Source organism: Mesorhizobium sp. M4A.F.Ca.ET.050.02.1.1, from assembly GCF_003997725.1.
GTDB lineage: Bacteria > Pseudomonadota > Alphaproteobacteria > Rhizobiales > Rhizobiaceae > Mesorhizobium.
The window spans coordinates 1-6,215 of sequence record NZ_RZSG01000334.1; the positions used below are offsets into that span (position 1 = coordinate 1).

Annotated in this window: 5 protein-coding genes and 1 pseudogene; 2 read left to right on the forward strand and 4 right to left on the reverse strand. The window is 64.4% G+C overall.

Annotated features, from left to right (window positions below; genetic code table 11):
• Window positions 1–215, forward strand: a pseudogene (locus EOA33_RS20560) (LysR family transcriptional regulator); the annotation flags it as partial.
• 27 nt (window positions 216–242) lie between these two features.
• Here the strand turns inward: EOA33_RS20560 and der are convergent.
• Together der and EOA33_RS20570 are read right to left on the reverse strand one after the other, a co-directional pair.
• Window positions 243–1,670, reverse strand: a complete 1,428-nt coding sequence (der, locus tag EOA33_RS20565; RefSeq protein ID WP_127406434.1) for a ribosome biogenesis GTPase Der — start codon at window positions 1,668–1,670, stop codon at window positions 243–245.
• Between the two features lie 6 nt (window positions 1,671–1,676).
• A complete protein-coding gene (locus EOA33_RS20570) occupies window positions 1,677–2,342 on the reverse strand; it encodes a tetratricopeptide repeat protein (RefSeq protein WP_127406435.1) in 666 nt (221 codons plus the stop codon).
• A 204-nt stretch (window positions 2,343–2,546) separates the two neighbouring features.
• Between EOA33_RS20570 and EOA33_RS20575 the strand changes: the two genes are divergently transcribed.
• Window positions 2,547–3,554: a polysaccharide deacetylase family protein gene (locus EOA33_RS20575; RefSeq protein ID WP_127406436.1), complete on the forward strand. Its 1,008-nt coding sequence runs from the start codon at window positions 2,547–2,549 to the stop codon at window positions 3,552–3,554.
• A gap of 22 nt (window positions 3,555–3,576) precedes the next feature.
• Here EOA33_RS20575 and sbmA read toward each other — a convergent pair whose 3' ends face one another.
• Together sbmA and EOA33_RS20585 are read right to left on the reverse strand one after the other, a co-directional pair.
• Entirely contained in the window at window positions 3,577–4,836 is a 1,260-nt protein-coding gene (gene sbmA / locus EOA33_RS20580; RefSeq protein ID WP_127406437.1) for a peptide antibiotic transporter SbmA, read from the reverse strand.
• A 121-nt stretch (window positions 4,837–4,957) separates the two neighbouring features.
• On the reverse strand, window positions 4,958–6,118 hold the full coding sequence (locus EOA33_RS20585) for a YbfB/YjiJ family MFS transporter (protein ID WP_245482391.1): 1,161 nt from the start codon (window positions 6,116–6,118) through the stop codon (window positions 4,958–4,960).
• Between the last annotated feature and the right edge of the window lie 97 nt (window positions 6,119–6,215).

Sequence of the window (6,215 nt, forward strand, 5' to 3'; positions counted from 1 at the left end):
TCCGTACCGATATCGGGCTGCCCGCCAATGTCAGGGCGATGATGCCGGAACTGTTGGGGCTACCGGTCTTGCCGAAGATAGCGCTGGTCCTGCATCAGAGGGAGGCCGAGCTTGACCCGGTGGCGGCGCGCCTCGCCGACATACTGTTGCAGGCGGCGCTGCAAGCGCTACCCGAAAGCGCGCGGGCGAATGAAGCGTTGAGACATGTCGCCTGACGCGCTGAGGCCCAGGCTCAGTGCCGCTCAGCGCTTCTTTGCCCGGCCGGCGAATGGATTGTCCGAGGTGCGTAGCGCCATGCGGATCGGCACGCCCGGCATGTCGAAGGCTTCGCGCAGGCTGTTCGACAGGTAGCGGACATAGGATTGCGGCATTGCGTCGGGCCGCGAGCACGAGACGACGAAGCCGGGCGGGCGGGTCTTGGCCTGGGTGACATATTTGATCTTCAAGCGGCGCCCGGCAACGGCGGGCGGCGGATGATGCGCCAAAATGCCTTCCAGCCAGCGGTTCAACTTGCCGGTCGACACACGGCTGTTCCACACCTTGTGCGTCTTGATCACGCTATCCATGAGCTTGTCGAGACCGCGTCCGGTCTCGGCGGAGACCGTCACCGCCTGCATCCCGCGCACCTGGGGAAGGAGCCGCTCGGTCTTCTCGCGCAGCTCCGCCAGCAGTTCCTGCGGGTTGTCGATCAGGTCCCATTTGTTGAAGGCGATCACCGGCGCGCGACCTTCGCGGATGATGAGATCGGCGATCTGCAGATCCTGCTTCTCGAAGGGGATGGTGGCGTCGAGCACGATGATGACGATCTCGGCGAAGCGGATGGCGCGCAGGCCGTCCTGCACCGACATCACTTCCAGCTTTTCGTGAATCCTGGCCTTGCGCCGCATGCCGGCGGTGTCGAACAGTTTTACCCGGCGGCCGCGCCAGTCCCAGTCGACCGAGATGGAATCGCGTGTGATGCCGGCTTCCGGCCCGGTCAGCAGCCGCTCTTCGCCGATCAGCGCGTTGATCAGCGTCGACTTGCCGGCGTTCGGGCGACCGACGACGGCGATGCGCATCGGCTTGGTGTCGTCATAGGCGGGCTCGGCGTCGGGGTCGGCGATGTCCTCGCCGATCAGCACCTCGCTGGCGGCGATCTCCCCGTCGTCCTCCTCGTCCTCACCGAAGGCGCGTTCCTCGCCGAGCGCGGCGATCACCGCGTCGCGGAGGTCGGGCATGCCCTGGCCGTGCTCGGCCGAGACCGGGATCGGCTCGCCGAGGCCAAGCTCCCAGGCCTCCAGCATGCCGCCCTGGGCGCCCTTCGCCTCGGCCTTGTTGGCGACCAGCACCACCGGCTTGCCGGATTTGCGCACGACCTCGGCAAAGGTGCGGTCGTCGGGCAGCAGGCCGGACTTGGCGTCGATGGTGAAGAAGATCAGGTCCGCCTCGCGGATGGCGATCTCGGTCTGCTGGCGCATGCGGCCGGGCAGCGTCGAGGCGGCCGCATCCTCGAAGCCGGCGGTATCGATGACATCGAAGAAAAGATCGTAGAGCTTGGCGGCGTGGACGCGGCGGTCGCGGGTGACACCCGGCGTGTCGTCGACAAGCGCCAGCTTCTTTCCCACCAGCCGATTGAAAAGAGTCGATTTGCCGACGTTAGGCCGGCCGATGATGGCGACTTTGAAGCCCATCCGGGATCACGACGCGTTGCCCGACCCGCGGATCAGTTCGGACATCAAGGTCGCCCGCTGGCGCGCATTGCGCGGGGCGCCGTCATCCGAAGCGATCTGGTCGAACAGTTTCAGCGCGTCCGCCGTCTTGCCTTCCTTCCAGGCGGCAAGGCCGAGCGCTTCGCGCGCGGTGTGGCGCAGCGTGTTTGTATCGGCGGTGAGGGCCTCGACGCGGCTGGAGACGTCGGCGAAGGAGCCGCTGTCGACCAGCAGCAGCGCCGCCCTCAGGCGCGCCATGTCGCGGATGGCCTGCGGGATGGCGGCGTCGGCGGCAACGTCGTCGAAATCCTTGACGGCGGCGGCGACATCGCCCTTGTCGGCCTTGACGGTCGCAGCGCGCATGCGGGCAAGCAGCGGATAGGCGCCGTAGCCGTCCTTCTGGAGCTGATCGAGAGCGGCCAGCGCCTCGTCGCCCTTGCCGTCATTGGCAAGCTTCAGCGCCTGCGAGAAAGCGTCGCCCGAGCGGTTGGCGCGGCTCTCGTCCCAGTAGCGGTAGCCGGCGACGGCGGCGGTGCCGAGCACGACCAGGATGGCAAGGCCAAGCAGCGCCGGACCAAAGCGGTCCCACAGCGCCTGCGCCTGTTCGCGACGAATCTCTTCGTTGACTTCGCGGATAAAACTGTCGTCAGACATCAATCAAAACCATTGCTGCCCACACGGGGCGCTTCTTGAGCCCGCGTTTTAGCGAAATTTTGTCGGCATGGAAGGGGTGCGCCAGGAAAATCGGCGGGATCACGGATCAGGCACGGTAAAGAGTGCTCCCGAGAGCTGATCGTACCCACGCCACATTTCGCCGCTAGCCGGTCACCGACCGTCCCGATGTCCAGACCCGTGCCGATGCCCCGCCTATTCCCTGCTGTTGCGTTCTCCCTAGCCGCGCTCGCCGTGGCCGGCCCGGCTTTCGCCGATCCGCCCGTGCCACCGCAATCGGCCAAACCGAAGCAGATCGTCATCATCTCCTTCGACAGCGCCCGCGAAATCTCGCAATGGCAACGCAGCCGTGCCCTGGCGCAACGCACCGGCGCGCATTTCACGTATTTTCTCTCCTGTGTCTTCCTGCTCTCGCAGGAAACGCGCAAGGACTACACGGGACCCGGCAAGGGCGCCGGCAAATCGAATATCGGCTTTGCCGCCTCGAAACAGGAAGTGACTGAGCGGCTGGAACAGGTCGGGCTGGCCGCGTCGGAAGGCCATGACATTGCCAGCCATGGCTGCGGCCATTTCGACGGCAAGGGTTGGAGCAAGGCCGACTGGCTCGCCGAATTCGCCTCGTTCGAGCACATCCTGGAGAACGCCTATTCGATCAACGGCATCGCGCCCGAGCCGGCCGGCTGGCGCGATTTCGCGCGGCATGCCGTGATCGGTTTTCGCGCGCCGTACCTTTCGGCGAACAAGGCACTCTATGAGGCGCTGCCGCAAGCTGGCTTCCAGTTCGACGCCAGCGGCGTCTCGCAAGGCCCTGCCGTGCCGCCGGAGAAAGGCGGCACCACGCGCTTTTCACTGCCGCAGATTCCGGAAGGGCCGAAGTCGAGACCGGTGATCGCCATGGACTACAATCTCTATGTCCGCCATTCCGGCGGCTTCGAGCGGCCGAGCATGGCGGCGGAGTTCACGGAGCGGACCTACCACGCCTTCCGCGCCGCCTTCGATGCGCAATATCAGGGCAAGCGCATCCCGCTGGAGCTCGGCTTCCATTTCACGCAGATGAACGGCGGCGCCTATTGGGATGCGCTGGAGCGCTTTGCCGGCGAAGTCTGCGTCATGCGGCAGGTCGAGTGCATCAGCTTCCGCGACTATGTCGCGCGCCAGCGCGCCGGCGAACGGCAGGCAATTGTGGGCGGCTGAACCGCCCACGGCCTGGTCTGGTTCAGGTCGGATCCTCCACGCCATGCTTGGCGAGGTAACGCTGATCGATGTCCGGCAGCGGCTCGCCATACAGCGTCGCCTCGAAGGCACGCAGGCGCTTGTAGATCGAGATCAGCTCAACAATCTGCGGCCAGGCGCTGACCAGATACTGGAACGAACTGGAAACCTGGCCGAAGGCCGTGCTGATCTGCTGCCAGATGCCCAATGTGATCTTGCCGGCTGCGATGGTCGGAATCAGGATAACACTGGAGAAGATGGCGTCTGCTTGGCCGAAGCCAGCCCGGAAGACATTGAAATAGGCATAATGGAAGTAATAGCGGAAGTAGGTGCGCCGCACGTTTTGAAACAACTCGGTCAAAGCAGGCGGCGAGGCCCGGTTCGGATCGTCCTCGCCATAGACGAGTTCCTTTCGGTAAGCAGCTTCGACACGCTGGTTGCGGAATTCCATGCCCGGCAGCTTGACGCCGGCTACGGCCAGCAAAATGGTGCCGAACAACGACCAGACCAACGCGACGATCACCAGAGAATGAGGAATGGGCCCGATCAGCGGCAGTTCGGTTATGTGTGCCGAGAGGGCGTCGAGCACCGGCAGGAAGGCGATAAGTGTCAGCAGCGAATCGGCGAAAGCGACACCCAATTGCTCCATGGAGGTGGAGAACCGCATCGTGTCTTCCTGAACGCGCTGCGAAGCGCCTTCAATGTGCCGCAGTCTCGACCAGTTCTGTGCATAGAAATCGTTCATCGCCGTGCGCCAGCGGAAAATGTAGTGGCTGACGACGAATTTCGTCACGACGTAGAGCGAGATGAACATCAGGCCAATCAGGGCGTAGATCCCGAACAGGCTGTAGAGTTCCGCCGCGCTCACCGTGCCTGGTGCACTAATCGCCTTTTGGAAAAGATCGAAAAACGGCCCGCGCCAGTTGTTCAGCGCCACATAGATCTGCACGTTTATGTAGGTCGAGAAGAGAATGAACGCGGAAACCAGGATGGACCAATTCTGCCAGGGGTGGGGCGAGTAGAAGCGCCAAAACAGATAGAAGGCGGCCAGCATCACGGCGAAATAGATGTAGAACCACAGGAAAGGCGCCGACCAGAACATCGGCACGCCGAGGATCGGTGGGGCGTCAGGAGCGGCAGGCGGCAGACCGATGGCGGCGCCCAACTGCTGACCACCGAAAAACCAGAACAGAATCCCCACGAGACTCCAAAGGGCGGCCGAGGTGAAAAACAGCTTCGGCTGCGGGAAGAAGGATACGAACACTGTGGCGGGTTCCTCGGTCTGTGCGCAAATCAGCGGGTTTCTGCTCGGCGGGCATAAGGTCACACATTAGGGCGAAAGAAAATGCCCGTGCCCGATGCCCGCTACGGAGCAAGACCACAAATCATGGCGATTTTGGCGCAGCCGACCAGGCGATGACGGCGGAGACGAGCAGGACGACCGCCGCCGTGATCGAGGCCGAGACATAGTTGCCGGAGGCTTGCGCCAGCATGCCGGCAGCGATCGGGCCGATGATCTGGCCAACGCCGAAGGCGGCGGTCATCAGCGCGAAGATGCGGCGCGGCGACCGGGGCGCGAGCTGCCTTGCCGCCTGCAGACCGAGCGCGGTGATGGCGACGAAGGTGCCGCCAAGCAGAACGCCAGCCAGCAGCGGACCGGCATAGCCGCCGACAACGACGCTTGCGGCGACGCCGACCACCTCGAGGAGACAAGCGAGCACGTAGGCTGGGTAAAGACCGGACCTTCCGGCGACCTTCTGCCACAGCCAGACGGACGGAAAACCGGCGAGCCCGGTGACCATCCAGACCATGGCCTCGAACACGCGCCCGCCGCCGCTCTGGCGCACAATGGCGACGAGGAAGGTCGCTGTCACCACATAGCCGAAACCGAACAGGCCATAGGCAACGATCATCTTCAGCATTGAGCGGTCCTTCGGCAGCGCCGGCTCGCGGTCTTCGGCGCCATTGATGATCGTGGCGGAGCCAGCAAGCAGGGCAACGACGGCGAGACCCAAAGCGGAGATCGCCGCCGCCCACAGCCAGCCCGCCGCCCAACCGGCATGAACCGTGACGAGAACAGCCATCAATGCCGAGGAAGCGGCGATGCCCAAACCGACACCGCCGAAATGCAGCGCCTGCAGATCACTTCGATCCGCCGCGGCAAGATGGCTGAAGACGATCGAGGCCATGAAGACCATCACAAAGGCGCTGGCGAGGCCGGCAAGAAAGCGGATGACGAGAAAGGCCGCGATCGTCTCGCCGAAGCCCATCAGGGCGGCAAGGACGGCGCTGGCGGCGAGGCCGGCAAACATCAGCATGCGTTCGCGGCCATGCGCCCAGCCGCCGGCGGCGGCAAAGGCGCCGGCGAGATAGCCTAGATAGTTGGCCGAGGCGATCCAGCCGGCGTCAGCCGGCGACAGATGCAGTTCCTCCATCATGCCCGGCAGGATCGGCGTGTAGACGAAACGGCCGATGCCCATGGCGACAGCCATGGCCAGCATGCCGGCCACAGCGAGACGCGAGGGCGATGGCGAGGCGGTTTTCATCGCAGCGCACAATAGGTGCGCAGGACAGCAAGACAATGCGGTTGCGTTGGGCCAGCGACCGTCGGCCGTGCCCGGCTATCGGCCGCCGAGTTAGCGT